Source organism: Nocardioides iriomotensis, from assembly GCF_004168035.1.
Lineage (GTDB): Bacteria > Actinomycetota > Actinomycetes > Propionibacteriales > Nocardioidaceae > Nocardioides_B > Nocardioides_B iriomotensis.
This window is the reverse complement of sequence record NZ_SDPU01000020.1, coordinates 288,018-312,994: the sequence shown is the minus strand read 5'-3', so window position 1 is coordinate 312,994 and position 24,977 is coordinate 288,018. Positions and strand designations below refer to the sequence as shown.

Here is a 24,977-nt window from a genome sequence, read left to right as displayed (position 1 = left end):
TGAGCGGGGCGGTCGCACCGCGCTCGCCCGTTCTGGGGGAGGCCCGGCCCACCCCCGCTGCCGACGGTGGACTCACCGCTGCCTCGAGGCCTGGCGGCGACGAGCCTGGAGGCTGCCCGATGACGCTCTCGAGCCACGTCGACGAAAGCACCCTCGTCCGGGCGGCACGCACGGGCGTGCACCTGTCGTCGGCCGAGCGGGCCGAGCGCGGCCTCGCCGCCCGCAAGGTCGTGCCTCCCCGAAGTCACGAGCAGCTCGACCTCGCACCGGACCGTGCCCACCCGGCCGCGCTGGCCGAGCGGGTGGGACTCACGCGGATCCCCGACCTGGTGCCGCTGCGGCACGCCCGGATGGCGGCCTCGCCGTTCGCCTACTTTCGCGGCAACGCGCTGGGCATGGCCGAGGACCTCGCCGCCACCCCCACGTCCGGCCTGGTCACCCAGCTCTGCGGCGACGCCCACCTGTCGAACTTCGGGCTGTTCGGCTCCGCCGAGCGCCGGCTGCTGTTCGACATCAACGACTTCGACGAGACCTTCCCCGGGCCGTGGGAGTGGGACGTGAAGCGGCTCGCGACGAGCATCGTCGTGGCCGGGCGGGGGAACGGCTTCTCGCGCAAGCAGACCCGTGCCACCACCCAGCACGTGGTGCGGCGCTACGCCGAGACCACGGCCGAGTTCGCGGCCATGGGCGAGCTGGAGGTCTGGTACGCCCGGGCCGACGCCGACGAGCTGCAGACGATGCTGCGGAAGCAGCTGGGCAAGGCGGACAACAAGCGGGTCGACAGGATGCTGCGGAAGGCCCGCGCCAGCAACCAGATCCGGGCGATGGCGAAGCTGACCGAGCTCGACGGCGGTGTGCTGCGCTTCAAGGCGGAGCCTCCTGCTCTGGTCCCACTCGGCGAGCTCACCCACGACCTGGAGGCCGGGCAGGTCGCCGGGTTCCTGACCGACTTCCTGAAGCGGTACCGGCGCAGCCTGCCCCCGGACCGTCGTTTCCTCCTCGACCGGTTCGAGCTCCTCGACGTCGCACGCAAGGTCGTCGGCGTGGGCAGCGTCGGCACGAGGTGCTGGGTCCTGCTGATGCGTGGCCGCGACGAGGGCGACCCGCTGTTCCTGCAGGTCAAGGAGGCCCAGGCCTCGGTGCTCGCCGACGCGGTCCCCGGCACGGCGGGCCTGAGACGAGCACCGGCGAACAACGGCGCGCGCGTGGTCGCGGGACAGCGGCTCATGCAGACGGCGGGCGACATCTTCCTCGGCTGGAACCACCTGGACGACGTGGACGCGATCGAGCGGCACTACTACGTCCGGCAGCTGCGCGACATGAAGGGGTCGGCCGCCGTCGAGACGATGGATCCCACCACCATGGCGCACTACGGAGCTCTCTGCGCCTGGACGCTGGCCCGCGCTCACGCACGGTCGGGCGACTCGATCGCCATCTCGTCGTACCTCGGGAAGGGCGAGGCGTTCACCCGGGCCGTCGCCGAGTTCGCGGAACGCTACGCGGACGTCAACGAGCGGGACCACGCCGCGTTCACGAAGGCGATCGCCAAGGGTCGCCTCGCGACGGCCGAGCGGCCCCTCACCGCACCGGCCGGTGGGGACGGCCGGCGAAAGTCATGAAGACCGCCGAGCGAGACACCGTCGAGCAGGCGGCGCGGCCCGACCGTCTCCTGGCGGTGCTGCTGTCGATGGCGATGTTCGTCCTGGTGGTCGACACCTCGCTGATGAACGTCTCGATCTCGGCCGTCGTGCGCGACCTGGACGCGACCGTGAGCGGGGTGCAGGGAACCATCGCTCTCGAGGCCCTCGTGTCGGCGGCGTTCATCCTCATCGGCAGCAAGATCGGCGACCTCTTCGGTCGACGCCGCGCCTACGTGCTCGGGCTGCTCGGGTACGGCGCCGGGGCCGTCGCGATGACTCTCGCGCAGGACCTCCGCGCGGTCATCATCTTCTGGGCGGTGATCGGCGGCATCGGCGCCTCCCTGCTGCTGCCGGCGATGCAGTCCCTCGTCCACGGGAACTTCGAGGGCTCGGCCCAGAAGCAGGTGTACGCGATGGTCGGGGCAGCGGCTGCCATCGCGGCCGCGGTCGGCCCGCTGCTCGGCGGCTTCATCACGACGTACATGTCCTGGCGGGTGGGGTTCCTGCTCGAGGCCGTGATCATCGTCGTCGTGCTGTCCGGGGTGCGCCGGATCAAGGACGCGCCGTACACCGGCCCCCGCGAGATCGACCTCGTCGGAGCGGTGCTCTCCGTCGTCGGCATGGGCGGCGTCGTGCTCAGCATCCTGGTCTGGCAGGAGGGCGGCGAGTCCGTCGCGGCGCTGATGCTCCTCGGCCTGGTGGGTCTCGCGCTGCTGGTGACCTGGCTCCGCCGTCGCAAGCGTCACGGGCAGGTGACACTGATCGACCCCGACCTCTTCTCCCTGCCGCACTTCCGGCTGGGGATCTCCTCGCAGCTGCTGCAGCAGGTCGCCCTCGGCGGCGCGATGATCGTGCTGCCGATCTACACGCAGCTGGTGCTCGGGTACAACGCGATGTTGGCCGGACTCGCCATCGCGCCCCTGTCGCTGAGCATGTTCGCCGTCGCCCTCTACGCCGGCAAGAAGGCCAAGGAGCTCCGGTCGAGCCGCGTCATCAACCTGGGGTTCCTCCTCGTGACCGTGGGCCTGGCGCTGCTCATCCCGGTCGTGCCACGCGCGACCTCGGGGTGGGCGCTGGTCGTGCCGCTCGTCATCGCCGGTTGCGGCCTGGGCCTTCTGGTCTCCCAGCTGAACAACTACACGCTGTCGCCCATCTCCGAGGAACGCGTGAGCGAGGCGGCGGGCGTGAACTCGGCCGGCGGCTCCTTCGGGTTGTCGTTCGGTCTGGCCTTCGCCGGCGCCATCATGCTCGCCGTCCTCTCGCTGTCGTTCACCACGATGGCGAACGACAGCACGGTGCTGAGCGCGTCGGAGAAGGACCAGGTGGCCCAGAAGCTCGAGGACGACGCCCAGATCATGAGCACGGCCCAGCTCGAGGAGCTGCTCAGCGACGCCCCGGAGGCGAAGGCCGCCGAGATCGTGCAGATCAACGACGGGGCCCGTGACGTCGCGGTGCGGGTCGCCATCCTCGTGCCCGTCCTGGCCGGCGCCATCGGCTTCGTGGTGTCCCTGCGGATGCGACGCCTGGGCGACCTCGGGCCGTCCTCGCACGAGGACATGCTGATGGGCTGAGGGCCTGCTCGGAGCCGCTCGGCCTGCCGCTCGGCTTTCACCCGGATCAGGTGGCGGACCGTCCGCCGGGCGCGGGGATCCTGCTGGTCAAGGGAAGGGAGCTCGCCGTGGCCGGTCTGGATGCGTGGAGAGCACGACGGCTCGCGGCCGTCGTCATGTGTGTCGGCCTCGCCGTCGGCGGCTGCGGGGACGCCTTCAAGAGCAGCAGCGAGGGCGGCAGCAGCGGCGGCTCGTCGGACGTGTGCGACGCGCTGGCGCGCTTCGAGAACGCGTTCGAGTCGGCCGTCGACGCGGTCGCCTCCGGAGACACCAACGCGAAGATGGGGGCCGCGTCGACCCTCAAGCAGGAGGCCGTCGCCCTCCTGGACTCGCTGCAGACCGAGAAGGCCGACCTCGAGCCGCTGACCACCGCCGTCCGTGGCCTGACCAACACCGTGGCGCGGTTGCCGCACGACGCCACCCCTCAGCGGGCCAAGGCCGCGCTCGAGCCGCACATCCAGGCCGTCGGGGACGCCATCGGCGAGACCGCGTCCGGCCTGGGGTGTCCTTCGAGCTGAGAGGGACGGACACGGGGCGTGACATGGAAGCACCCGGACCCACGGGGGGTCCGGGCACTTCCTCGAGAGGCTTGCGTCGGTGGGGTCCCCGGGAAATGAAGCCGGGGATGTCGGCGGGGTCAGCGCGGTCGTGCGTAACGGGGTCGTCTCACCCCGCCGACAAGGTCCGAGATGTGGGGGTCGCGACTCGACGTTGCGCGTCGGTTGGCTACTTCCTGGATCTGCTGCCGCCTCATCAGCCGGACACCACTGCGGTGAGTAGCGAAGGGCAGTCTTCGCTCGGCCAGCATCATGCGGAGCTCGTCGCGCGAGACACCGAGAATGGCGGCGGCCTGACCTACCGTCACCCAGTAGGAGTTGGGATCACGCTGATGCACGCGCCACCGGTAGCACGCCAGGGCGACGGCCTCCACCTCCCCCGGAGTCACCACGTGCCCCCGCATGAGCCACTGGGCCTGCTCGAGATCACAGCCCAGAACGTTCGCCGGGTCGAAGTCAGCCTTCACGCTACTGATCCCCCAGATCTAGCAGGTCACTCACGCTCACGTGCGCCCTTGATGCGCGATAACCGGAACTCTAAGTCGGCCATTCAGTCTCGCAAAGGCGATTCGGGAACTTCGACGCAATTCGGCGCGAACCCGCGGGGTCGGCTGCGGAATCGGTTCCCGTCCGACCTCTCGGCGCGTGAACCGGTCACAGCCCGGTAGATCCGGGCGCACGGGTGGACGATCACCATGAGGATCCGGACTTCGCATCAAGACACAGAAGTGCCCGAGACCCTTTCGGGTCCCGGGCACTACTCTCAAGAGGCTTTCGGGAACATGCCTCGGTCGGTGGAGCTGGCGGGAATCGAACCCGCGTCCTCGAGCGCCGTACCAGGTCTTCTCCGGGTGCAGTCCGTGCTGTCGCTTTTCTCGGCCCAGGCGCTCCCACGAACAGGTCGCCTACGGGCTCAGCCACGAAAGTGTCCCGCTCAGCCCTCGTGGCCCGGGCTGGGCGGCAAGCCTCCTAGATGAGGCCGGCTACTGAGGCGGAGGCGCCCTCAGACCGACCCGTCGCTAATCGCCTCAGGCGGCGAGAGCGAACGAACTGCGCTTAGCGTTGGCAGTTATTGGTTCCCACGGATCGTTTACGAGATGACCGTGGATCCTCGACCCGCTTCCCCTGGGACCAACGTCCCAAGTCGAAACCGATCAGCCCCTCTTGAGTTGTCAACACTGCCACTGTACCGGTGGCAACGGAGGCCGGGCACGGCATATTCCGTGCCCGGCCCCCGTGGACGACTCAGGGCAGCCGCGTGCGGACGACGTCGTCGAGGACGCCGAGCGGCAGCGAGCCGTTGTCGAGCACCGCGGAGTGGAACGCCTTGATGCTGAACCCATCGCCCTGACGGGCCTCGGCCTCGGCGCGCATCCGCTGGATCTCGACCCGGCCGACCATGTACGACGTCGCCTGGCCGGGGCTGACGATGTAGCGGTCGATCTCCGGGCGGCACATCGACTCCTTCAGCGGCGAGTTGTCCACCATGAAGTCGATGGCCTGCTGCCGGCTCCAGCCCAGCGCGTGCAGGCCGGTGTCGACGACGAGCCGGCAGGCACGCATCGAGTCGGCGGCGTACATGCCCATCCGGTCGACCGGGCCGGAGTACAGCCCCATCTCGTCGGAGAGCCGCTCGGTGTAGAGGCCCCAGCCCTCGGCGTACGCCGAGTTGTGGATGTGCTTGCGGAACTCCGGCACACCTTGGAGCTCCCCGGCGATCGCGAGCTGGAGGTGGTGGCCGGGGATTCCCTCGTGGAAGGCCATCGACTCCAGCTCGAAGATGCCCCACGAGTCCGGGTCGTCGATGTTGACGAAGAACGTGCCGCCGCGGGAGCCGTCGGTGGCGGGTGGGAAGTAGAAGGCCTTCGGCCCGGTCATCGTGCCCGCGACGCCGCACGGCGCCTGCGGCAGCGTCTCGAACCAGTCGGGCATGGCGTCCCACGCCCGCTGCATGGCCACCTCGGACTGGTCGACGAGGTCCTGCCCGTTGCTGAAGTGCAGCTTGGGGTCGTTGCGCATGGCGTCGAAGATCGTCGCGAGGTCGTCGCTGCCGACGACCTCGGGACCGAGCGCGCGGTACTCGTCGGCGAGCTTCTCGACCTGGGCGAGCCCGAGGTCGTGGATCTCCTGGGCGGTCTTGGTGGTGGTCGTGAAGTAGCGGAGCGTCGCGTCGTACGCCGCGTCGCCGCCCTCGAGCCAGCGCAGGCCGACCTTGTCCTCCGGTCGGGCGTCGGCCAGCACCTCGTCGCGGAGCGCGTCGCGCAGGGCGGCCATCGCCGGCCGGACGTCGGACGAGATGACCTCCTCGAGCCGGGCGCGCCAGGCGTCGGCGTCGAACCCGTCGGGCGTCGGGGTGGTGCGCAGCAGGCCGTCGTCGGACACCGGCGAGTCGAGGATCGCGTCGATCTGCTTGACGGTGTCCTCGACCGCGAACGCGGCCGGCAGCCAGCCGCGGGCCTTGCCCTCGCGGAGCCGCTCGACCTGGTCGCGGTAGTGGGCGGCGACCCCGCGGTACGTGTCGGCCAGCGCCTCGGCGACCTCGGCGGTCGGCAGGGCGAGCATCCCGGTCACGATCGGCATCGACACCTGCATGCCGAAGATCGGGTCCGCCGGCGCGATCTCGGCCAGCCGCGCCTCGAGCAAGTCGGCCTTGCTGGTCGCGTCGGCGGCGAGCACGGCCCGGGTGATCCGCTGCTTCTCGTCGAGCGCGCCGTCGTCGAACGCGTCGGCGCGGCGGGCGAACTCGCGCAGCGCGTCGATCTCGCGGTCCTCCGCCGCCCGCGAGGCCTGCTCGAAGCGGCCGGCCTTCGCGTAGTCCCCGAGCAGGTGCGCCTCGGTCGGGTAGGTGTCGAGGTAGTGCGCCCAGTACTCGTCGGCCAAGGCGTCGATGTCGGTCAGCGGGTCGCTCATGCAGATCCTTCCGTCAGGTCAGTAGCGGGAGTCTCGAACAAGCGGACCCCGTTGTGCCAGCAGATATCGCGCAGCCAGTCGTCTCCGAGCCCGAGCCGCGCGAGGGCCTCGAGCTGGTGGGCGTACGCGTAGGGGATGTTCGGGAAGTCGGAGCCGAGCACGACCTTGGCCTGGAGGTCGCGCAGCCGCGGCAGCAGGTCGCGGGGGAACGGCGCCATCTCCTCCCAGAAGTCGGTGAACGCCATCGTCGTGTCGAGGTGGACTCGCTCGTACTTCTCGACCACCGCCATGAACTCGTCGTAGTGCGGCGCGCCCATGTGGGCGAGCACCAGCGTCAGCCGCGGGTACGCCGCCATCAGCGCGCGCAGCGGCTCCGGGCCGGTGCGGGGCGTGGCCACCGGGCCGGCGTTGACATGGATGACGACCGGCGTGCCGGCGTCCTCGAGCCGCCCCCAGACATCGCGCAGCAGCGGGTCGAGCACGTCGAAGTCGCCCACCTGCACGTGCACCTTGAACACCTCGGTGCCCTGGTCGATGCGCCGCGCGACGTACTCCCCCGCGCTCGGCTCGGGGTAGAACGTCGCCGACCGAAGCACCTCGGGGACGGCGTCGGCGAGGCCGGCCGCCCAGCCGTTGAGGTACTCCGCGATGTCGGGCCGGTGGGCGTAGGGCAGCGCGCTGAACCGCCGTACCCCCAGGTCGCGCAGCTGGGAGACGCGCTCGTCATCGTCGCCGCGGTAGCGCAGCGGCCACTCCCGCCCGATCAGCGGCCCCGCGCCGTCGAACTGCTCGCGCACCCGCGCCATGACCGGTGGCGGCAGGAAGTGCACGTGGGCGTCGTACAGCCCGGGCAGACCCAGACCGGACCACCAGGCGGGGACGTCGGCGTCCGTGAGCGTCACGGGGCGACGGTATCCGGTCGCTCGCGGTCAGTCCTGGTGGCCCTTGAGCCGGCGCCCGACCGCCTGCTCGGTCTCACGCTTGGCCTGCCGCTCGGCGATGGCGTGCCGCTTGTCGAACGACTTCTTGCCTCGGGCGAGCGCGATCTCCACCTTGGCGCGCCCGTCCTTGAAGTAGAGCGCGAGCGGGACGATCGTGAGCCCCTTCTCGTTCACCCGGCGCTCGATCTTGTCGATCTCGGCGCGGTTGAGCAGCAGCTTGCGCTTGCGGCGGGCGGAGTGGTTGGTCCAGGTGCCCTGGGTGTACTCCGGGATGTGGACGCCGTGCAGCCAGACCTCGTGGCCCTCGATGTCGGCGAAGCCGTCGACGAGCGACGCGCGGCCGGCACGCAGGGACTTCACCTCGGTGCCGACGAGGACCAGCCCGGCCTCGAAGGTGTCCTCGATGTGGAAGTCGTGGCGCGCCTTCTTGTTCTGCGCCACCATCTTCTGCCCCTGCTCACGTGCCATGGGCCCGATTCTCCCAGGTCCGGCAACCGGGTTACCGGGCCGGTACGGCGGTCAGAGCCAGTTCATCGGGTCGACCGGCGAGCCGTTCTGCATCACCGTGAAGTGCAGGTGGCAGCCCGTGGACCAGCCGGTGTTGCCGACGAAGCCGATGACCTGGCCGCGCTCGACCCAGTCGCCCGCGTTGACGGCGTAACCGCTGAGGTGGTTGGAGATCGTCGCCAGCCCGACTCCCTTGTGGAAGCCGTGGTCGATGATGATCCGGTTGCCCCACGCGGACTGGAAGTACTCCTGGAGCACGCGGCCCGCGGCGGGCGCCCGGATCGGGGTGCCGCAGCCGACGCCGAAGTCGATGCCGTCGTGGAGGGACCGGTAGCCGAAGATCGGGTGCCGGCGCCAGCCGAACGGCGAGGTGATGCTGCCCGGCACGGGGTAGTCGAGGTAGCCGTTGGAGTGCAGCGGGCCCACGCCGGCGCCGTTGGCGGCGGCGGCAGCGGCCGCGGCCCGGCGGCGAGCCGCCTCGGCGCGCTTCTTGAGGATCTCCGCGATCCGGTCCTGCTCCTTCTCGAGGCTCTTGAGGGTGGCGAGGTCGGCCTGGCGGGCCTCCTCGGCCTTGTCCTCGGCCTCCTGGCGCAGGCTGACGAGGTTCTGCACCTGGAGCTCGGCGGCGGCGGCCTGCTTCTCGAGGTCCTGCTTCTTGACGAGGTTCTCGGCCGCGGCCTGCCGCTGCACGGCTACCTCGTCCTTGGCGTCCTCGACCTCCTGCTCCTGGACCGCGAGCAGGACCTTGGACGCCTCGAGGCGCGAGAGGGTCGCGTCCTCCTTGTCCATGACGTTCTGGACGGAGTTGAGCTGGCCGGTGAGCTCGGAGGGGTCCTGGCTGGTGAGCACCATCGACAGGCCCATCAGGGCAGGGTCGCCGCCCTGGTAGTTGGCGACGACCAGCCGGCCGAGCTCACGCTCCTGCTCGGCGACCTTGACGTGGCCCTGCTCGAGGTCCGCCCGGGCCCGCTCGAGCTTGGCGATGGCCGCGTCGAGCTTGGCCTGCATCTGCCGGTCGAGCGCCTCGGCGGCGGCCAGCTCCCCGCGGGTCTTGGCGAGGTGCGCCTGCGCGGTGTCGAGCTGGGCCTGGGCGGCGGAGAGCGCCGCGGTGGCCTGCTGGAGGGCGGCGCTGGAGTGGTCGAGGTCCGTCTCGGCGCCCTGGACCTTCTCGTCGACCTTGTTCTTCTGGTGCTTGAGCTCCTTGTCGCGCGGCCCGGCGTAGGCGGGCGGCAGCGAGAGCGCGCCGGCGAGCATGCCGAGGGACACGAGCGCGACCGCCGCAGTCCTGACCCTCGTCCGGCTGACTGGGCGACGGGTAGTGCAGGGGAAGTTGCGTACCACCGGTCGTCTGCCTTGCTGTCTCGCGTGTTGCCGTCGGAAGGACTATCGGGACCGGCGGCTGATACCTGAGCGAGATCGACGGTAACGGAGGAACCTCACACTTTGAGGTATTTCCGGGTCATTACCAGGGTCGGGATCAAAGTGAGCGCCAGACCGAGCAGCGCGATGAGGCCGACGGCCCAGAGACCGTCGCCCCAGTCCACCCAGGCGACGATGTTGGAGGTCGGCCGGAGCGTGCCGTAGATGACCACGCCCATGAAGACCAGGAGGGCGCCGCTGGCGAGCCCGACCCCGATCAGGGCGGCGACCAGGGACTCCATCAGGAACGGCAGCTGGATGTAGAGGCTGGACGCGCCGACGAGGCGCATGATGCCGATCTCCCGCCGGCGGGCGAACGCCGCCAGCCGGATCGTGTTGCCGACCTGGAGGATCGCGGCGACGACGAGGAACGCGGCGATGCCGATGGCCCCCCACTTCATGACGTTCATCCAGAAGTAGATCGGCTTGAGCACCTCGCGGAGGTCGCGCACGGTGTTGACGCCGGGCAGGCCCTGGACGGCCGACTTGATGCCGAGGAACTTCTCCGGGTCCTTGAGCTGGACCCAGTAGGACTCCTGCATGTCGGAGGGCCGGATCGACTCGTAGACCCGGCTCTCGGTGTCGTCGTCGGCGACGTACGCCTCACGCCACTTGTCGTAGGCCTCCTGCTTCGACTGCAGCCGCCAGGACGCGACCTCGTTGTTGCTGTCGAGCGTCTTCTCGATCGTCGCCTTCTGGTCGTCGGTGGCCTCGCCGTTGACGCAGTTGGCGGTCGTGGAGTTCTCGTTGCAGAGGAAGACCGTGATCTGGAGCTTGCTGCCCCAGTACTGCTCCGCCTTGGTCGCCTGGGCGTTGAGGAGCAGGCCCATCCCCACGAGCGTGAGGGAGACGAAGATCGTCACGATCACGGCGATCGTCATGGACACGTTGCGCCTGAGCCCGTTGCCGAGCTCGGAGAACACGTACGTCAGCTGCATCGAGTGGAACCTCTGGTCGTCCTGGTCGGGTGCGTCGTCCTGGTCGGGTGCGGGCTGTTGCTAGTGCTGGTAGCCGTAGACGCCGCGGGACTGGTCGCGGACGATGTGGCCGCTGGACAGCTCGATGACCCGCTTTCGCATCTGGTCGACGATGCCCGCGTCGTGGGTCGCCATCATCACGGTCGTGCCGGTGCGGTTGATCCGGTCGAGGAGCTTCATGATCCCGACCGACGTGTTCGGGTCGAGGTTGCCGGTGGGCTCGTCGGCGATGAGGATCATCGGCCGGTTGACGAACGCGCGGGCGATGGCGACGCGCTGCTGCTCACCACCGGAGAGCTCGTCGGGCATCCGTCCGCCCTTGCCCTCCAGGCCGACGAGCTCGAGCGTCTCGGGCACCACCTTGTTGATGTGGCTGCGCGGCTTGCCGATCACCTGCAGCGCGAACGCGACGTTCTCCGTCACCGTCTTGTTGGGCAGCAGCCGGAAGTCCTGGAACACCGTGCCGATCTGGCGGCGCAGGCCGGGCACCTTCCAGGTGGCGAGCCGGTTGATCTCCTTGCCGGCGACGTACACCTTGCCGTGGGTGGGGCGCGCCTCGCGCAGCACCAGCCGGAGGAAGGTCGACTTGCCGGAGCCGGACGCACCGACGAGGAAGACGAACTCCCCCTTCTCGACCTCGACGGTGACGTCGTCGAGCGCCGCGCGGCTCTGGCCGGCGTACGACTTGGTGACATTCTCGAAGCGGATCACAGGCGTGGTGGCGGCCGGGTTCGGGGACACGGGGAGCATGCCACTGACGTGCACGTACCCCCAGGTGCGGGCGCAGCGGCATCCGACCGACATTTGAGTCTAGGTGACCGGGTGAAGCCGGGCGGGCACGTGGCAGGCGTCGGTGTGCCGAGGATCATGCTCACCGGCGGTGCCGCCCGCCCCGCGCCCACCCGTCCGGGATGATCGGGCGATGGCGAGACGGCGCGGGAGACGGGCGGCTCGGCGGTGGCTGGGGCTGCCGCCGCGGTACGTCGTGCTGGGTGTCGTCGTGCTGCTCCTGGCCGGTACGGTCGTGGCCGGGCTGCTCCGCGAGGACTCCCCCGGCCCGGCGGCCGACGCGCCGCGCGGCTCCTCCTCGGACCCGGGACCGGACCTGGCGGAGGCGGACCTCGACCTGAGCAACCTGCCGCTCCCCCGCTCGCCGTTCTGCGCGCTCGTGGACGACGACAGGGTCCCGGTCGCGCTCGGGTCTCCGGTGCGAGACAGCGACGCCTACGGCGTGGGCGACCGGGTCGACCTGGCCGGCGGAGCGGGCGACAACAGCGACGAGTACGCCTGCACCTGGACGGGGTCCGGAGGCACCGAGGCGCGGGCCTGGGTGTTCGCCCCCGCGGTGTCGCCGCGGCAGGCCCGCACCCTCGCCGCCGACGCCCGCGAGGAGGCAGGCTGCGAGGACCTCGCCGGCCGGACGACGTACGGCCGCCCGGGCCTGACCCGGGTCTGCTCCGGCGCGGGGACGGTCACCGCGAGCCTGCGCGGGCTGTTCGGCGACGCCTGGCTGACCTGCGAGGTCAGCGACGACGAGGCGAGCGAGGACGACGTCCGCTCACGGGCCGAGCAGTGGTGCGTGCACGTGGCGACGACGATCGGTGCGAGCTAGTTCTGCTCGGCCTTGTCGGCCCCGCGCCGCCAGCGGATGCCGGCCTCGAGGAAGTCGTCGATCTCGCCGTCGAGCACGGCCTGCGGGTTCCCGGACTCCTGCTCGGTGCGCAGGTCCTTGACCATCTGGTACGGGTTCAGCACGTAGCTGCGCATCTGGTCGCCCCACTCCCCCTTGACGTCGCCGCGGATCTCGTCGAGCTGGGCGCGCTCCTCGGCCTTCTTGAGCGCGAGCAGCTTGGCCTTGAGCACGACCATGGCCGAGGCCTTGTTCTGCAGCTGGCTCTTCTCGTTCTGGCAGGAGACGACCGTGCCCGTCGGGATGTGCGTGAGCCGGACCGCGGAGTCGGTGGTGTTGACCGACTGGCCGCCGGGGCCGCCGGAGCGGTACACGTCGACGCGGATCTCCTCGTCAGGGACGTCGATCTCGTCGGTCTGCTCGAGCACCGGGACCACCTCGACAGCGGCGAACGACGTCTGCCGGCGGCCCTGGTTGTCGAACGGGCTGATCCGCACCAGCCGGTGGGTGCCGGCCTCGACGCTGAGCGTGCCGTAGGCATAGGGCGCGTGCACCGCGAACGTCGCGGACTTGATCCCCGCCTCCTCGGCGTACGACGTGTCGAACACCTCGACGCCGTACTTGTGACGCTCGGCCCAGCGGGTGTACATCCGCATCAGCATCTCGGCGAAGTCGGCGGCGTCGACACCGCCGGCGCCCGAGCGGATCGTCACCAGCGCCTCGCGGGCGTCGAACTCGCCGGACAGCAGGGTCCGGACCTCCATCTGCTCGACCGACTTGTGCAGGCGGCCCAGCTCGGCCTCGGCCTCGGCCAGCGAGTCGGCGTCGCCCTCCTCGCGGGCGAGCTCGACCAGCACGCCGACGTCGTCGAGGCGGCCCTGGAGCGAGGTGAACCGCTCCAGCTCGCCCTGGAGCGTGGAGAGCCGGCCGGTCACCCTCTGGGCGTTGGCCTGGTCGTCCCACAGGTCGGGGGCGGCCACCTGCTCGCCGAGCTCGGCGATCTCGCGCTTCATGGCGTCGAGGTCGAGCACCTGCTCGATGGTGTGCATCGTCGCCTGGAGCTGCTTGATCTGGGTCTCGAAGTCGGGGCCTGCCACGATAGGGAGCCTACGCGGCACCGGACGGCGGGCGCATACCGAGACCGGCCCCGGGTACCGCCCGGCACAGGACGAGTTCCGGACAGGAGGAGGAGCCGTGCCGCAGCAGGCCTGGAGCGACAAGCGCGAACGTCAGTACGAACACATCAAGGAGGGGCTGGAGGACCGCGGCCGCTCCGAGGGCACCGCCGAGGAGATCGCCGCGCGCACCGTCAACAAGGAGCGCGCCAGGGCCGGCGAGTCCCGCGAGTCCAGCCGCAGCTCGACCGAGGACGTCTCCTCCGGCCACCGGGGCGGCAAGGGCTCGCACTCGGGTGCCGGTGGGCGCACCAAGCAGCAGCTGTACAACGAGGCCAGGCGCCGGGGTGTCTCGGGCCGCTCCACGATGACCAAGGCCGAGCTCGAGAAGGCGGTGGGACGCTGAACGCGCCCTCCGGCGGCGGCGCCGACGAGGAGGAGGGCCGCTCCGGTGAGAGCGAGACCCAGCGGCTCGCCCGCAACTTCAGCGAGCTCCTGCAGGAGCTGAGGGTCAGCCAGACGGGGGTGCAGATCCTCACCGGCTTCCTGCTCACGGTGCCGTTCACCCAACGGTTCCCCGAGCTCGACGCGGTCCAGCGCGATGGCTACCTGGCGGTGCTGACCGGCTCGGTGCTGGCGACCGGCTTCATCATCGCGCCGGTGCCGCTGCACCGGATGCTGTTCCGGCAGGGCGAGAAGGCCTGGATCGTGCACACCGCGGGCCGGCTCGCCCAGGCCGGGCTGACGATGCTGGGGCTGACCCTCGCCGGCGTCGTGTGGCTGGTGTTCGACGTCGTCGTGGGCCGCCCGGCCTCTCTCGTCGCCGGCGGGGTCGCGCTGCTCTTCCTCGCGCTGCTCTGGTTCGTGTACCCGCTGGCCAAGCGCGCCGACTGACCCCGCCGTACGAAGCAACCGAGACCGATCTCGGCACCCGGTCCGTCCGGTCCCTTTACCTGCGAGCCTCGCCGAGGCGCGGCATGATGGTGGGCGCCGCCCGCCGGGTGCAGGCAGCACGGGGACGTCGGGGACTTCGGGAACAAGGGGGCCGACCCATGTGGGACCAGGAGAGCCGGGCGCTCCTCGCCACCCACGCCCCGCTCGCCCTGATCGCGCTCGACGCCGAAGCCACCGTGACCCGAGCCGAGGGCGCCCTGCTCGACGTGGTCGAGCCGTACCCGGGCTTCCTGGCCGGGAGGCCCCTCACCGACGCCTTCGACGAGCCCTCCGTGGACGAGGCGGTGGCCGCGGCGCTGGCCGGGCTCGGCGGGGCCGCGTCCGTCACCCGCGCCGACCGCGCCCTGGAGCTGCTGGCGCGCCCGGCGCCCGACGGCGCGCTGGTGCTCCTGACGCTCACCGACCTGGCCGACCTGCGCGCGGCCCTGGTGGACCGCGAGGCCGAGCTGGAGCGGTTCCGGGCGCTGGTCGAGCTCTCCAAGGACTTCATCGCGATGGCCGACTTCGACGGCACCGTGACCTTCCTCAACCGAGCCGGGCGTGAGCTGGTGGGCTTACCGGCGGACGACGACGCGCTCGTGCTGCGCCGGCCCACGAACGACTTCTTCACCGACGCCGGCCGGGCCCGCTCCCACGAGATCGAGGACGCCGTGCGCACCCGGGGCTACTGGGAGGGTGAGAGCGAGCTGCACCACTTCGGCGGCGAGGGCTCCATCCCCGTGTCGGCGAACTCCTTCCTCGTCACCCGCGGCTCCGACGGCACCCCGCTGGCGCTCGCCACCGTGCAGCGCGACCTCCGGCACCGCGTCGAGGTCGAGCACCGGCTGTCGCGGGCGGAGGAGGAGCAGCGGCACCTGGCGGCGCTCGGGCGGCAGGCACTCACGCAACCGCTGGAGGCCTTGGCCGAGGAGGTCGTGCGCCGCCTCGACGACCGCTACCCCGGCTTGAGCACCGCGGTGAACCGCACCGTCGCGCACGACGTGCTGACCGTCGTCGACGGCGAGCTCGACTGCCCCGTGCCCGGAGTCGACGGGGCGTGGGGCACCGTGAGCGTCCACGGTCCGGCCGACCACGTCTGGTCCGACACCGACGTCGCGTTCGTGGAGTCCCTGGCGGCGGTCCTCGGTGCCGCCGTGCGCCGGGCCGCGCTCGAGGACCGGCTCGAGCACCAGGCGCTGCACGACGTCCTCACCGGGCTGCCCAACCGCCCGCTCGTGCAGGACCGGATGGACTCCGCGGTCGGCCGGGCCGAGCGGCACGGCACGCTCGTCGCGGTGCTGCTGCTCGACCTCGACGACTTCAAGGGGGTCAACGACTCGCAGGGGCACGCCGCAGGCGACGTGCTCCTGAACGAGGTCTCCCGCCGGTTCGAGTCCGCGCTGCCGCCCGGAGACACGCTTGCCCGGCTCGGCGGCGACGAGTTCGTGGTGGTCGCGGAGGACCTCACCTCGGTCGACGAGGCCGTGGCCGTCGCCGAGCGACTGCTGGCCGCCTGCACCGAGCCGTTCGACGTCGCCGGGGTGCGGCGCAGCCTCACGACCAGCATCGGCATCGCCGTCGCCGACGGGTCCGGCGACCCGGCCACGCTGCTCACCGAGGCCGACATCGCGATGTACGCCGCGAAGCGCGCCCGGCCCGGCAGCCACCGCTTCTTCGACGAGTCGATGCGCACCGAGGTGCTCGGCCGGGTCAGCCTGTCGGCCGAGCTACGCGCCGCGATCGACGACCGGGTCGTCGAGGTCTGGTACCAGCCCATCGTCGACGTGGTGAGTGCCCGGGTCGTCGCCCTCGAGGCGCTCGCCCGCTGGCGCCGCCCGGACGGCAGCTTCGTCCCGCCGCACACGTTCGTCCCGCTCGCCGAGGAGATCGGCGTCGTCGGCGAGCTGGGGACCCTGGTGCTCGAGCAGGCTGTCGCCGCCGCGGTCCGGTGGCGCGAGGAGTGGCCGGACGTGGCCCTCCGGGTGAACGCCTCGGCCGAGGAGCTGCGCGACCCCGGTTTCGCCGCCCGGGTCGACGCCGTACGCGCGGCCGCCGGGCTGCCGTCCGGCCATCTCGGCATCGAGATCACCGAGTCGGTGCTGGTCGACGAGGGCAAGCACACCCAGGCGAACCTGCACCGGCTCAAGGACGCCGGCATCAGCCTGCTCCTCGACGACTTCGGCACCGGCTACAGCTCGCTGAGCTACCTGCAGCGCTTCCCGCAGATCGACGTGCTGAAGATCGACCGGTCCTTCCTGCACGACCCGACGCGGGGCGCCGCGATCGTGCGGGCGCTGATCGAGCTCGGCGGCGCCTTCGGGTTCACCGTGTGCGCCGAGGGCGTGGAGACCGCGCCGCAGTTCACGATGCTGCAGGAGCTCGGCTGCGAGCTGGCGCAGGGCTACCTGTTCGCGCAGCCGGTCCCTGCCGGCGAGGTGGCCGAGCTGCTGGAGCGCCTCGACTGAGCGCGCCCGCCGACCCTGCCGGACTCGTCGACCGTGTCGAGCGGGTCTTCGCCGACGTGCCGCGGCCCGACGATGAAGCACTGCTGCACCCGGAGTGCTACGACATGGGCGACCTGCGCGAGGTCGCGGCGGTCCGGCACTGGCGGGACCTCGCGGACGCCGACGTGGTCTCCGCGTACGCCGCGCTCGCGTTCCTGAGCCCGGGCGGGTTCCGGCACTACCTGCCGGCGTTCCTGCGGTTCGTGCTGCGGCACCCCGACAGCGGCGAGGCCGTCGTGGACTCGACGGTGTGGGCGTTCCTGCCCGAGCTGTACCGGGAGGAGCTGCGGCCGTTCGTCCGCTCCAAGTGGACCGACCTCGCGGGTGAGGAGCGGGACGTCGTCACGGCGTTCCTCGACGTCATGACCGCCCACCACGACGATGCGGCCGCGGCGCTGGCGGCCTGGCGCGAAGCCGGCTGAGAGACGTCAGTCGCTGACCACGACGTAGGACGCCGCGGTCGAGCTGATCCGCGGGGTGCCGACCCACCCGGGCGGTGTGAACGGCAGGTCGAGCGGCGCCGACACCCGCACCACGACCCGGTCGACTCGTGCGTCGACGTCGACCCGCAGGCCGGGGAACTCGCGGGCGGCGCCGGACCGGGCCAGGTAGTCGGCGACGTAGGCTCGCGCGACCTCGGGGTCGACCAGCGCCACCTCGCCCAGGCCGCCCTCGTAGACCTGCGCGCCCTGCACCCCGTCGGCCGCCGCCAGCGCCGCGCCGTCGGCGAGGTTGTCGAGGCCCTGCCGGCGGAGGTACGCCGCCGACGCGTCGACCGTGACCCCGACGAGCAGCATGAGCACCACCGCCAGGCCGACCAGGAGCAGTGCGGTCTGGCCGCTCTCGTCGCGGGTGCGCGCTCTCATGAGCGATCCTCGCGGAACGTCCCGTAGGGCACCCGGTGCGCCGCGTCGACCCGGATGCTCGGCGCGCCGTCGCCCAGCACGCTCGGCATCAGCGGCAGCCGCACCTGCGTGCGCACGTCGACGACCACGACCGACCCGGGGCTGAGGCAGTCGCCGGCGGGCTCGCAGGCGATGTCGACCCGGACGTCGCCGGGGTCGACGCGCTGGTCGCCGAGCGCCACGGCGGCGGCCTCCCGGGCGTGCGCGGTGGCCTGCGCGACGTCGGGCGCCAGCACGAACGCGCGTCCGGCCGCCCGTGCGGCCGCGGTGGCGGCGAAGGCGTGCCGCTGGACGTCGTACACCGCGAGGACGACGTACACCAGCGGCACCATCAGCAGGATCGCCAGCCACGTCACCTCGATGAGCGCCGTGCCGTCCTCGCCGCGGCGCCTCACGACGCCGGCTCCTCGACCGCGTGCCCGGTCGAGACGAGGCGTACGGCGGGACCCCACAGGCCCAGCGGCGGCACCTCGGCGACCACCTGGACCTGCACGCCCGGCGCGCCCCGGACGGTGGCGGGACCCGCGACGACCTGCCGGGCGAACCGCGCCGCGAGCGCGCCGGTGATCTGGTCGCGGGTGCGCGCAGCGCCGTCCGCGAACGACCGGTCGGCGGTGGCGGCGTACCGCGCCCCCTCCGACGCCGCCGAGGTCAAGGTGTTGCGGACGTGCAGCACGAGCGCTACCTGGCAGATCCCGAGGAAGAGCGGCAGCACGACCACCAGCACGAGCACGAAGTCGACGACCGCGGAGCCGCGCTCCCCCGTGCCGCGGGCGTCAGCCCACCGAGCCCAGCGCGTCACGCAGCATCGCCACCAGCTCGGGGCCGGCGACGGCCCAGATCGCGGCGACCAGGCCGGCCGTCATCACCGTGATCATCACCCAGCCGGGAACGTCACCGCGTTCGCCCCGGCGGGCCGCTCGGAGTGCGGCGAGGCGTGCGGTCAGGAAAGCGCGGGTCATGGGTCCCCCTTGCGTGCGTGCTGGTGGGTCGTGTCATGGCGTGACCAGACGGAGTCCGACGACGCCGGGCCAGAAGGCGAACAGGATCGTGACGGGCAGGACGAGGAAGACGACCGGCACCATCATCAGCACCTCGCGCCGGGCGCCGGTCTCGATGAGCGCGCGGCGACCGGCCTCGCGGGCGTCGGCCGCCTGTGCGTGCAGGACGGCGGCGAGCGGGGTGCCGCGGTCGACCGCGACGGCCATCGCCTCCGCGAACCGCGCGACCGCCGGCAGCCCGGACCGGGCGGCCCAGCCGTCGAGCGCGGCCGCGACGGGCGTGCCGGTGCGGATGTCGGCGAGGACCCGGGCGATCTCGTCGCCCATCTCGCCACGGCACCGCGCGGCGACGCGGTCGAGCGCGGCGACCGGCCCTTCGCCGGCACCGACGGCCAGGGCGAGCAGCTCGGCGACGGTCGGGAACTGCGCCATGATCCGGCGCTCCCGCTCCACGGCCTGCGAGGTGAGGCGGTTCTCGCGCAGCAGGACGCCGAACGCGAACGCGATGACGCAGAGCACGAGCAGCGGCACCGTGCGACCGGGTGACCGGAGGGCGACGACCAGCGTGAGCGCGGCCGCGGCGGCGAAGCCGACAAGCCCCCAGAGCACCTGCTCGACGCGGAACTCCCGCAGCGTCAGGTCGAGGCCGGCGCGGTCCAGCCGCCGGCGGATCGAGGCCGACCCACCCAGCACCCGCTCGACGGAGCCGGCAGCGGCGCCGAGCACCGGCCCGAACACCGCGCGGAACGGCCCGGGCACCTTCGCGCCGGCCAATGCGCGGTCGCCGACCTGTGGCAGGTCACGGACGTAGGGCAGGACGCGCACCTCGAGCGCGGGCCGACGGCCTGCCACCGCCCGCGCGACGAGGACGAGGCCGAGCCCGAGCGCGACGCCGACGGCCGCGCCCCACACGCTCACGAGAGCACCCGCCGCTCGACGGGCAGCCGACCGATGCGGACCATCAGCCGGTAGGCCACCACCGACAGCCCGCCGCCGAAGGCGAGGACGAGCGCACCCTCGGGCGAGGCGTAGCGGCCGATCACCTCCCGCTGGAAGCTCAGCATCAGCAGCACCAGCCACGGCGCGGCCACGGCCAGGCGCGCGCCCACCACCGTCCAGGTCTGGCGCGACTCGAGCTCCGACCGGGTGCGCGCGTCGTCGCGCAGGAAGCCGGACAGGTTGCGCAGCACGCCGCCGAGCTCACCGCCGCCCACCTCGCGGGCGACCCGCAGGCCCTCGACGACGCGGTCTCCGACGGGATCGGCCAGGCGCTCCTTGAGCCGGTCGAGCGACTCCCCGAAGCGGCCGGTGAGCTGGTAGTCGGTCGCGAACGCGTCGAAGTGCGGCCGCAGCGGCTCGGGCCCGCGTCGGCCGAGCGCGGAGAGCGCCTCGGGCAGCGACAGCCCGGCCCGCACGGCGGACGCGAGGTTGTCGACCGCCTCCGGCCAGACGTCGAGCAGCTCGCGCTGCCGGCGTCGCGCCCGGCCGGTGAGCAGCGCGACCGGGAGGTAGCCGGCGAGCAGGCCGAACGCGATCGCCACGGTCGCCGTACGGGAGAGGAGCTGGACGAGCAGCGCCGCCGCTACCGCGCAGACGCCGCACACGACGACGAGCTGGCTCGGCGAGGTGGACTCGAGGCCGGCGCGCGACAGCAGGTCGGCGAGGCGACCCGGCCGCGCGTCGTCCTGCCGCCGCTCGGTCGGCGCCGAGGTGAGCGACAGCCAGATCAGCAGCAACCCGACGCCGACGCCGAGCCCGATCGCCAGTCCCACGTCAGCCGCCCGTCAGCAGGGAGGCGATGTCGAAGCCGGCGCGCTCGAAGTGCTCGCGGCGCGGCGGCATGCCCTGGGCGCGGACCAGCTCGTCGCCGCGGCGGACGAAAAGCGCCTCGGTCTCGATCACGTCGTTCTCCACGCGGCCCGGCACCGCCACGATCTCCTGCACCCGGCGGGCGCCGTGCCCGTCGATCCCGAGGTGGACCACGAGGTCGACCGACGCGGCGACAGTGGGGACGACGAACCGTGGACTGATGTTCTCCCCGGCCAGCAGCGGCAACGTGCACATCTTGACGAGCGCCTCGCGTGCGGAGTTGGCGTGCAACGACGCCATGCCCGGAAGCCCGGCGTTGAGCGCGAGCAGCAGGTCGAGGCACTCCTCGCTGCGCACCTCGCCCACGATGACGCGCGTCGGCCGCATCCGCAGGCTCTCCTTGACCAGGTCGCGCAGCCGGATCTCGCCGGTGCCCTCCAGGCCCTGCTGCCGGGTCTGCAACGCGACCCAGTCGGCGTGGTGGAAGCGCAGTTCGTAGACCTCTTCCACGGAGATCACGCGCTCGCGGCCGGGGATCGAGCCCGCCAGGCAGTTGAGCAGGGTGGTCTTGCCGGCCTGCGTCCCCCCGCTGACCAGCACGTTGAGCCCCGAGACGATCGCGGCGTCGAGGAACTTCGCGGCCTGCGCGGACAGGCTGCCCAGCCCGACCAGGTCCTCGAGCCGGGCGGCCTTCACGACGAACTTGCGGATGTTGACTGCGCTGAACCCGCGCGAGATCCCCTCGAGTACCACGTGAAGTCGATGGCCCTGCGGGAGCATCGCGTCGACGAAGGGCTGGCTGACGTCGACGCGCCGACCGCTGGACTTGAGCATCCGCTCCACGAGCTCGGTGACCTGGGCGGCGGTGAGGATCGTGTTGGTCAGCTCGTGCCGGCCGTTGCGGGCGACGAAGACCCGGCTCGGGTCGTTGATCCAGACTTCCTCGACCTGCGGGTCGTCGAGGTAGGGCTGCAGTGCGCCGAACCCGGAGACGCGCGCCACGAGCTCGTCGACGGCCGCGTCGGCGTCGGGCAGCGGCAGCACCGCACCGGTGAGCGAGCGCTCGTCGTGGTCGGCGACGATCCGCGCCGCGAGCACCCGGACCGTGGACCGGTCGCGCTGGGGATCGAGACCGTCCCGCCGGACCGCGGCACGCAGCGAGGCGTCGAGGTCCTCGATCTGCGCCTCGTGCGCATCCGTCCAGGTCAGGCTCATGCCCCCGCCGTTCCAGCACTGGTCCCGCCGAGCCGGGGACCGGTGCCGCGAGTCTTACCCATGGCGAATCCGGACGGAACCCCTTGAAACGGATCTGTGGAAACCGCGACGGATGGGGCGGCTGGGGCGGCGGCTCAGGACATCCGGAGCCCAGCGGCGTCGACCAGGAACGAGGCCCCCTTACGGGTGTGCTCGACCGTGGCGTCGAGGGCGATCCGGCGTGCGTATCCTCCGGACTTCAGGGACACGGTCACCCGCTTCCACGTGCGTGTCAGTCGCACGCTCGTGACTTCCTCGCGCTCGACGTAGCGGCCGGCGTACAGCTCTCGGATCCGGAACTGCAGCTCGTCACCTGGCGTGGTCGAGCGGACCCAGAGGCTGGCCTTGTAGGTGTGCTTGCGCTTCTTCACCTCCCAGGTCGGGACGACGGCGAGGGAGAGGTCGCCCTTCCCCTTGGTGCGCTCGACGCGGGCGGCCCAGGACCCGGAACGACCTCCGGCGACGCGGGTCAGCGTCCCCTTGTCCGGGGCCAACGCGGCGTTCCAGCCGCACAGGTCACGCTCGAACCCCGGGTTGCCGATCAGGTTGCGCCTGTCGCCCGAGGGCGGCTCGGACACCGGCCCGGACGCGCCGAGGCCGAACACGAAGAGAGCGTGGTCGAGGGGGTCGCCGGGCGTGCGCTTGTCGGAGCCGTCGGAGACCCAGAGCCGCTCCCCGATGACCTCGACCGCCCGTACGTCCTGCGGGCCCAGCCCCGCAAGGTTGAGGTCCCATCCGGGCACCACAGTCCGGGTCGCCCAGTCGACCCGAGTGACTCTCGTGTAGGGCTGCGCGACGAAGAGGTCCTTGCCGTCGTCGCTGAAGTCCATCCCGTAGAGCTCGGTGATCCCGGGGATGCCGAAGCCCCTCCCGAGCCTGTTGGTCAGGTAGTCGTGAGTCCAGATGCCGCCGTGGCTGCCGATGTACACACGCCCGTCGCACGGGTTGTAGGCCGCCCCTTCCACCTGGAGACCGAGTGGTAGGGCCTGGAAGGAGTCGGGCTTGAGGACACCGTCCTTGCGCGTCAGCCGGAAGGCGGTGGACAAGATCTTGGTCGGACAGCAGGTGCCGGAGTAGGCGTACAGTGCGTCCCTCGTCGGGTCGTAGGCGAGCCCCTGGATCTCGGCGATCCGCGACGCGCCCGCGCGAGGCCCGCCACCGAGCTCCTGAACCTTCGCCAGCCTGGAGCCGTGGATCGTGCGCTTGAGCGCACCGGTCGAGGGGTCGATCTCGTAGAGCGCGTGCCCGTCGTCGTCGGCGAGCCACAGGGAGTGGTCCCGTGGGACGTACGCCGATCCCTCGTGGTCCGTGGTGAAGACGCCGGACCCGACGAAGGGACGGGTCGGGATCGTGCGCTCCAGCGCGACGACCGGCGTCGCCGGCAGCGTCGCGGAGGCGATCGGGACCACCCCAGCCGTCGACAGGACCAGGGCGACCACTGCGAGGAGTGCCGGGGCAGGCCACGAAGGCAAGGACTTCACGTGCCAATAGCGCATCGCGGTCGTTCCTTCCCCGTCATCGGCAGGTTTGTCGGGTCTCCGACAGGCTGCTCCGCGGCGTGCACGAGCCGCCCCCGCAAGATGGGTGAGATGAGGTACGCCGGACGCATGGGACGTGTGAACGGGGTTCCGGAGCCAGCTCATCAACCGGGACGAGATGACCCGGGTACGGCGCTCCCGAGAGCGCCGTACCCGGGCCGTCTGTCAGCGGTCGGGACTACCGGTCAGGGCGTCGTGACCTCGGGACCACCCGCGGAGCGGTTGGTCGGGATGAAGCCGTAGGGCAGCAGGCCGTCGTCGCCGACGTTGCGGTCCACGACGCTGGTCGTGCCCTCGACGTCGATCCGGACGGTCGGGGCGAGCGTGCCGCCGCGGCGCCCGTCGACGTTGTCGATGAACGACTCGACCAGGCCGTCGGGCATCACGTAGTGCGAGTAGGACTGGTACTGGCGGGTGTTCTTGCGGTCGTCCGTCGGGCTGTAGTTCAGGTTCGACGGGTTGCCGAGGGCGAGGCCGGAGCCGTTGAGCGGCTTGAAGTCGCTGCGGATGCCGTCACCGACGAACCCGTAGACCCCGTCGGGGCCGCGCAGGCCGGCGGCGTAGGTGAACGCGTGGCTGATCGTGTACAGGTAGTACTGCCACTCGCCGTTGACCTTCTCGATCACGAACTGGGGCCGCTCGGTCTGGTCGTTGACGCAGTTGGCCGAGAGGATCGGGTCGAGGTAGCGCCACTCGGTGAGGTCGTCGTTCTCGGCGACGGCGAGGCCGATGTTGGCCATCTGGTGGTTCGCGCCCCTGGCCGTGACGTCCTCGGGCGTCTCACCGGAGTCGCCGAGGTCGGACTGCTGGCACTGGTAGTCGCCCTTCTGGCCCGCGGTGTTGCCCTCGAAGACCATGAACGTCTTGCCCGGCTGCGCGGGGTCCTCGAAGGTGAACGGGTCGCGGAAGTTGAAGTACGCGTTCTGCTCGACGTTCTGGTACCGCACGCCGTCCGGCTCGAGCAGCGGCGTGGTCTCGTCGAGCCCGTGGAACGACACGCCGTCCTGGTCGGCGTTGATCCGGCCCTCGCTCATCGCGATGACCGCCTTCGGCTTGTTGCGGTCGGCGAAGTCGAGGTCGGTGTAGAACAGCTTGATCGTCCCGTCCGGGTAGATCCGCGTCGAACCGGACCACTCGGCCTTGTGCGCCGGGGTGCGGTCACCGAAGACGTTGCCGCCGTAGATCCACTGGTCGTCCGCCCGGTTCTTCTTGCGGAACCAGTAGCCGATGCGCGCGTTCACGTGCCGGTCGTCGAACGTGTAGCCCGCCTTGGAGTCGGCGGTCAGCGAGAAGATCACGTCCCAGCCCTTGTAGCTGTACTGGTTGCCGTGCTCGTCGGTCATCGGCCAGGTGTCCCACACCCAGACCGGGTCGCCGTTCTCGTCCTTCATGGCGGGGAAGTCCGACGGGATGTCGGGCATCGAGACCTGGTCGGACAACGAGTTCTCGCCGGGGCCGGCGGTCGGGTCGTTGTGCTGGCTCATGATGCGCTGGACGTCCTCGCGGGTCCACTTCATCGTGTAGCTGCTCTCGACGGGGTACGCCTGACCGGTGTGGTCGGTCGGCGTCTCGGCGGGGTGGTCCACGCCGGGGGTGCTGCTGGCGGCCCCGCCGGTCAGGACGACCCCGGTCACGACGGCGGCCGCCGCGGTCAGGGTGGCGACGGTGCGCCGGGGGTTGATTCGGAGGTTCATGGGTCTCTCCCGAGTCGAAACGTATGTGAGGAA

Annotated in this window: 25 protein-coding genes and 1 other RNA gene; 8 read left to right on the top strand and 18 right to left on the bottom strand. The window is 71.4% G+C overall.

Going from position 1 to position 24,977, the window contains the following annotated elements; all coding sequences use genetic code 11:
* Positions 1–119: 119 nt before the first annotated feature.
* Genes ETU37_RS08105 through ETU37_RS08095 form a run of 3 tightly spaced genes read left to right on the top strand, consistent with a single transcriptional unit; the run spans position 120 to position 3,768 of the window.
* Positions 120–1,619 carry a DUF2252 domain-containing protein gene (locus ETU37_RS08105; protein ID WP_129986728.1) on the top strand — a complete coding sequence of 500 codons (1,500 nt, stop codon included), beginning with the start codon at positions 120–122 and terminating at the stop codon, positions 1,617–1,619.
* Positions 1,616–3,211: an MFS transporter gene (locus tag ETU37_RS08100; protein ID WP_129986727.1), complete on the top strand. Its 1,596-nt coding sequence runs from the start codon at positions 1,616–1,618 to the stop codon at positions 3,209–3,211. The genes ETU37_RS08105 and ETU37_RS08100 overlap by 4 nt, the downstream gene beginning before the upstream one ends.
* 50 nt (positions 3,212–3,261) lie before the next feature.
* Positions 3,262–3,768 (top strand): hypothetical protein, encoded by a 507-nt coding sequence (locus ETU37_RS08095; protein ID WP_129986726.1) that lies wholly within the window; start codon positions 3,262–3,264, stop codon positions 3,766–3,768.
* Positions 3,769–3,887: 119 nt separating this feature from the next.
* Here ETU37_RS08095 and ETU37_RS08090 read toward each other — a convergent pair whose 3' ends face one another.
* The 8 genes from ETU37_RS08090 to ftsE form a co-directional block, all read right to left on the bottom strand.
* Positions 3,888–4,274 carry a helix-turn-helix domain-containing protein gene (locus ETU37_RS08090; protein ID WP_129986725.1) on the bottom strand — a complete coding sequence of 129 codons (387 nt, stop codon included), beginning with the start codon at positions 4,272–4,274 and terminating at the stop codon, positions 3,888–3,890.
* A gap of 325 nt (positions 4,275–4,599) precedes the next feature.
* Positions 4,600–4,969: a transfer-messenger RNA gene (ssrA, locus tag ETU37_RS08085) on the bottom strand.
* A gap of 83 nt (positions 4,970–5,052) precedes the next feature.
* Entirely contained in the window at positions 5,053–6,717 is a 1,665-nt protein-coding gene (locus ETU37_RS08080; RefSeq protein ID WP_129986724.1) for a DUF885 domain-containing protein, read from the bottom strand.
* Positions 6,714–7,619, bottom strand: a complete 906-nt coding sequence (locus ETU37_RS08075; protein WP_240755619.1) for an amidohydrolase family protein — start codon at positions 7,617–7,619, stop codon at positions 6,714–6,716. The genes ETU37_RS08080 and ETU37_RS08075 overlap by 4 nt, the downstream gene beginning before the upstream one ends.
* 27 nt (positions 7,620–7,646) lie before the next feature.
* A complete protein-coding gene (smpB, locus tag ETU37_RS08070; protein ID WP_129986723.1) occupies positions 7,647–8,126 on the bottom strand; it encodes an SsrA-binding protein SmpB in 480 nt (159 codons plus the stop codon).
* Positions 8,127–8,177: 51 nt separating this feature from the next.
* Complete coding sequence (locus ETU37_RS08065) at positions 8,178–9,431, bottom strand: M23 family metallopeptidase (RefSeq protein WP_129986722.1); 1,254 nt, start codon at positions 9,429–9,431, stop codon at positions 8,178–8,180.
* Between the two features lie 170 nt (positions 9,432–9,601).
* Entirely contained in the window at positions 9,602–10,522 is a 921-nt protein-coding gene (gene ftsX, locus ETU37_RS08060) for a permease-like cell division protein FtsX (RefSeq protein WP_129986721.1), read from the bottom strand.
* Positions 10,523–10,582: 60 nt separating this feature from the next.
* Positions 10,583–11,272, bottom strand: a complete 690-nt coding sequence (gene ftsE, locus ETU37_RS08055; RefSeq protein ID WP_129986957.1) for a cell division ATP-binding protein FtsE — start codon at positions 11,270–11,272, stop codon at positions 10,583–10,585.
* Positions 11,273–11,483: 211 nt separating this feature from the next.
* On the opposite strand from ftsE, the gene ETU37_RS08050 reads away from it, so the two are divergent.
* Positions 11,484–12,173 (top strand): hypothetical protein, encoded by a 690-nt coding sequence (locus tag ETU37_RS08050; RefSeq protein WP_129986720.1) that lies wholly within the window; start codon positions 11,484–11,486, stop codon positions 12,171–12,173.
* Here the strand turns inward: ETU37_RS08050 and prfB are convergent.
* Positions 12,170–13,288 carry a peptide chain release factor 2 gene (gene prfB / locus ETU37_RS08045; RefSeq protein ID WP_129986719.1) on the bottom strand — a complete coding sequence of 373 codons (1,119 nt, stop codon included), beginning with the start codon at positions 13,286–13,288 and terminating at the stop codon, positions 12,170–12,172. The genes ETU37_RS08050 and prfB overlap by 4 nt on opposite strands.
* Positions 13,289–13,385: 97 nt before the next feature.
* Here prfB and ETU37_RS08040 point away from each other — a divergent pair, with 97 nt between their 5' ends.
* The 4 genes from ETU37_RS08040 to ETU37_RS08025 all read left to right on the top strand — a co-directional run bounded on the left by ETU37_RS08040 (position 13,386) and on the right by ETU37_RS08025 (position 17,165).
* On the top strand, positions 13,386–13,712 hold the full coding sequence (locus tag ETU37_RS08040; RefSeq protein WP_129986718.1) for a plasmid stabilization protein: 327 nt from the start codon (positions 13,386–13,388) through the stop codon (positions 13,710–13,712).
* On the top strand, positions 13,709–14,200 hold the full coding sequence (locus tag ETU37_RS08035; RefSeq protein ID WP_129986956.1) for a DUF6328 family protein: 492 nt from the start codon (positions 13,709–13,711) through the stop codon (positions 14,198–14,200). Before ETU37_RS08040 ends, ETU37_RS08035 begins: the two co-directional genes overlap by 4 nt.
* Positions 14,201–14,358: 158 nt before the next feature.
* Positions 14,359–16,704 (top strand): putative bifunctional diguanylate cyclase/phosphodiesterase, encoded by a 2,346-nt coding sequence (locus ETU37_RS08030; RefSeq protein WP_165372445.1) that lies wholly within the window; start codon positions 14,359–14,361, stop codon positions 16,702–16,704.
* Positions 16,623–17,165 carry a DUF6714 family protein gene (locus tag ETU37_RS08025; protein WP_338068610.1) on the top strand — a complete coding sequence of 181 codons (543 nt, stop codon included), beginning with the start codon at positions 16,623–16,625 and terminating at the stop codon, positions 17,163–17,165. Before ETU37_RS08030 ends, ETU37_RS08025 begins: the two co-directional genes overlap by 82 nt.
* Positions 17,166–17,171: 6 nt before the next feature.
* Here ETU37_RS08025 and ETU37_RS08020 read toward each other — a convergent pair whose 3' ends face one another.
* From ETU37_RS08020 to ETU37_RS07980, 9 genes are all read right to left on the bottom strand, one after another.
* The gene (locus tag ETU37_RS08020) at positions 17,172–17,609 is read right to left on the bottom strand and encodes a pilus assembly protein TadG-related protein (RefSeq protein ID WP_129986715.1); all 438 of its coding nucleotides are present in this window, start codon (positions 17,607–17,609) and stop codon (positions 17,172–17,174) included.
* Positions 17,606–18,043: a hypothetical protein gene (locus tag ETU37_RS08015; RefSeq protein WP_240755618.1), complete on the bottom strand. Its 438-nt coding sequence runs from the start codon at positions 18,041–18,043 to the stop codon at positions 17,606–17,608. Before ETU37_RS08015 ends, ETU37_RS08020 begins: the two co-directional genes overlap by 4 nt.
* On the bottom strand, positions 18,040–18,450 hold the full coding sequence (locus tag ETU37_RS08010; RefSeq protein WP_129986713.1) for a TadE/TadG family type IV pilus assembly protein: 411 nt from the start codon (positions 18,448–18,450) through the stop codon (positions 18,040–18,042). The genes ETU37_RS08015 and ETU37_RS08010 overlap by 4 nt, the downstream gene beginning before the upstream one ends.
* Positions 18,425–18,610: a hypothetical protein gene (locus tag ETU37_RS08005; RefSeq protein ID WP_129986712.1), complete on the bottom strand. Its 186-nt coding sequence runs from the start codon at positions 18,608–18,610 to the stop codon at positions 18,425–18,427. The genes ETU37_RS08010 and ETU37_RS08005 overlap by 26 nt, the downstream gene beginning before the upstream one ends.
* Positions 18,611–18,643: 33 nt before the next feature.
* The gene (locus ETU37_RS08000) at positions 18,644–19,567 is read right to left on the bottom strand and encodes a type II secretion system F family protein (protein ID WP_129986711.1); all 924 of its coding nucleotides are present in this window, start codon (positions 19,565–19,567) and stop codon (positions 18,644–18,646) included.
* On the bottom strand, positions 19,564–20,421 hold the full coding sequence (locus ETU37_RS07995; RefSeq protein WP_129986710.1) for a type II secretion system F family protein: 858 nt from the start codon (positions 20,419–20,421) through the stop codon (positions 19,564–19,566). The genes ETU37_RS08000 and ETU37_RS07995 overlap by 4 nt, the downstream gene beginning before the upstream one ends.
* 1 nt (position 20,422) lies before the next feature.
* Entirely contained in the window at positions 20,423–21,673 is a 1,251-nt protein-coding gene (locus ETU37_RS07990) for a TadA family conjugal transfer-associated ATPase (RefSeq protein WP_129986709.1), read from the bottom strand.
* 134 nt (positions 21,674–21,807) lie between these two features.
* Positions 21,808–23,151, bottom strand: a complete 1,344-nt coding sequence (locus ETU37_RS07985; protein WP_129986708.1) for a YncE family protein — start codon at positions 23,149–23,151, stop codon at positions 21,808–21,810.
* 284 nt (positions 23,152–23,435) lie between these two features.
* Complete coding sequence (locus ETU37_RS07980) at positions 23,436–24,944, bottom strand: glycoside hydrolase family 68 protein (RefSeq protein WP_129986707.1); 1,509 nt, start codon at positions 24,942–24,944, stop codon at positions 23,436–23,438.
* Between the last annotated feature and the right edge of the window lie 33 nt (positions 24,945–24,977).

Excerpts from the sequence above, each read along its gene's own strand:
- ETU37_RS07980 (WP_129986707.1), bottom strand. The coding sequence starts at position 24,944 with ATGAACCTCCGAATCAACCCCCGGCGCACCGTCGCCACCCTGACCGCG.
- ETU37_RS08020 (WP_129986715.1), bottom strand. The coding sequence starts at position 17,609 with ATGAGAGCGCGCACCCGCGACGAGAGCGGCCAGACCGCACTGCTCCTG.
- smpB (WP_129986723.1), bottom strand. The coding sequence starts at position 8,126 with ATGGCACGTGAGCAGGGGCAGAAGATGGTGGCGCAGAACAAGAAGGCG.
- ftsX (WP_129986721.1), bottom strand. The coding sequence starts at position 10,522 with ATGCAGCTGACGTACGTGTTCTCCGAGCTCGGCAACGGGCTCAGGCGC.
- ETU37_RS08100 (WP_129986727.1), top strand. The coding sequence starts at position 1,616 with ATGAAGACCGCCGAGCGAGACACCGTCGAGCAGGCGGCGCGGCCCGAC.
- ETU37_RS08080 (WP_129986724.1), bottom strand. The coding sequence starts at position 6,717 with ATGAGCGACCCGCTGACCGACATCGACGCCTTGGCCGACGAGTACTGG.
- ETU37_RS08050 (WP_129986720.1), top strand. The coding sequence starts at position 11,484 with ATGGCGAGACGGCGCGGGAGACGGGCGGCTCGGCGGTGGCTGGGGCTG.
- ETU37_RS08105 (WP_129986728.1), top strand. The coding sequence starts at position 120 with ATGACGCTCTCGAGCCACGTCGACGAAAGCACCCTCGTCCGGGCGGCA.
- ETU37_RS08030 (WP_165372445.1), top strand. The coding sequence starts at position 14,359 with ATGTGGGACCAGGAGAGCCGGGCGCTCCTCGCCACCCACGCCCCGCTC.
- ETU37_RS08005 (WP_129986712.1), bottom strand. The coding sequence starts at position 18,610 with ATGACCCGCGCTTTCCTGACCGCACGCCTCGCCGCACTCCGAGCGGCC.
- ETU37_RS07990 (WP_129986709.1), bottom strand. The coding sequence starts at position 21,673 with ATGAGCCTGACCTGGACGGATGCGCACGAGGCGCAGATCGAGGACCTC.